Raw genomic sequence first — 1,714 nt, 5'->3', positions numbered from 1 at the left:
TCGCCGAACATCGCGCGCAAGCGGCCCAACGCCCTACTCATCGCCGGCTGGCTCAGGTTTGCGGCCCTCGCGGCGCGCGACACGCTGCGGTGCTCGAGCAGCAGATCCAGCAATCCGAGCAGGTTGAGGTCGAGCCCGCGGATATGCACGTCGCGCATGGCTTGGATATCATCATTGCATTGGCCGCATGCAAGCGTGTCGACCAAGTAGCGCCTCGGTCACTTGGAGGCGCAGCATGTTCGCGATCATCGGCATCAACGGCAATACGGGCTCGGCGGCGGCCAACGCGTTGCTCGACTCCGGGCACTCGGTCCGTGCGCTCGTCAGGGATCCCGCCCGCGCGGCGGCGTGGCGGGAGCGCGGCGTTGAACTGATCACAGGGGACGTCACCGACGAGGATGCGCTCGCTCGCACTTTCGACGGGGTTCAAGGCGCGTATGCGCTGGTGCCCCCAAATCCGCATCACCCAGAACCGCTGACCTACTATCGTGAGGTCGCGACCGCCTTGCGCACGTCCGCGGGCGCGGCGGGCCTGGAGCGCCTCGTGTTCCTATCGTCCGAAGGCGCGCACCTGCCGGCAGGCACGGGCCCGATATTGGGATCACACTTTGCGGAAGAGATCCTCGCCGGAGCCATCCAGCACGTCACCTTTCTACGGCCGAGCTTCTTCCAGCAGAACTGGCGCGCGGTGCTCGGCTTGGCGCGCGAGCAGGGCATCCTGCCCTCCATGCTCCAGCCGCTGGACGCCAGGCGCCCTCAAGTCGCGACGGCCGACATCGGCGAGACCGCTGCAGCACTCCTGACCGAGACGGCTCCGCCGATGATCGTCGAGCTTGCCGGGCCCGAGGACCGGTCGGCGAACGACGCGGCGGAAGCCATGGCGCACGCTCTTGGCCGTGACGTCGCGGCCGTTCCGGTGCCGCGCGAAGCCTGGGAGAAGACGCTGGCCGGGGCCGGCCTGGGGCGCGCCTACGCAAAGCTGCTCGCCGAGATGTACGACGGGATCAACTCGGGCCATGTTTGCTTCTCGGGCGCGGCGGACACGAGGCGAGGTCGCAGGACGTTGGAGGAAACGGTTCACTCCTGGGCTGGCTGATGTCGGCGTGGTTCAGCCCCGCGACGTCGATTAGGCTGCTCTAACCATCGTATCTGGCTCACGCGTTTCACGCCGCGGGTGATAAGCTGATCCGGCATGGTTTTAGACGAAGGCCTGGCGATAGCCCTCAGCGCCAGGCCCGCCTCACTCCGACCGAGAAGCTAAGGATCCGAGCGTCCCGTCGCCGGGCTTGGCTGCCGAGCAAGCCGAAGCCGCCGATCATCATCGCCCAGGTAGACGGCTCGGGAATCGCGTCGAAGGTGCTGCTTGTGGTGATGTCGGCAATCCCTTGGTTGCCCGCCCCGCCCCGCGACCACATGGTGTACTTGTAGTTGTCGATGGAGAAGCCGCGAGAGGGCAGCGCGTTCACGCCAAAGCCCGCATCAAGCCCTTTCTGGAAGAAGAACACGGACGCCAATGGCGTCACGACCTGGACTCCGCCGCTTTCGAACAGTGTGAAGGACATTCACTTCGTCCTCGCCGTTTCCCGAAACCAGACGCTCATTCAACTTTCGACCGCGCCTCGGATTGGCCCGGTTCGGACAGTCTGTCCCGGCAATCGCCACGGATAAGGCGGACAACACGCGGCGTTCGTCGAGGGTGCCCTCACGCCTGAGC

General features: G+C 66.0%; 2 protein-coding genes and 1 pseudogene. 1 reads left to right on the top strand and 2 read right to left on the bottom strand.

The window, feature by feature from the left end; all coding sequences use genetic code 11:
* A partial coding sequence (locus RMO04_RS14345) for a LysR family transcriptional regulator (protein ID WP_309645451.1) occupies positions 1–158 on the bottom strand: 158 nt, incomplete at its 3' end.
* 77 nt (positions 159–235) lie between these two features.
* On the opposite strand from RMO04_RS14345, the gene RMO04_RS14340 reads away from it, so the two are divergent.
* A complete protein-coding gene (locus tag RMO04_RS14340; RefSeq protein ID WP_309645450.1) occupies positions 236–1,096 on the top strand; it encodes an NmrA family NAD(P)-binding protein in 861 nt (286 codons plus the stop codon).
* Positions 1,097–1,223: 127 nt separating this feature from the next.
* Here the strand turns inward: RMO04_RS14340 and RMO04_RS21195 are convergent.
* Positions 1,224–1,349, bottom strand: a pseudogene (locus RMO04_RS21195) (PEPxxWA-CTERM sorting domain-containing protein); the annotation flags it as partial.
* Between the last annotated feature and the right edge of the window lie 365 nt (positions 1,350–1,714).

Origin of the sequence: Phenylobacterium sp. (genome assembly GCF_031412415.1) — a bacterium.
Taxonomy (GTDB): Bacteria; Pseudomonadota; Alphaproteobacteria; order Caulobacterales; family Caulobacteraceae; genus Phenylobacterium.
This window is presented reverse-complemented; position numbering and strand designations above follow the sequence as displayed.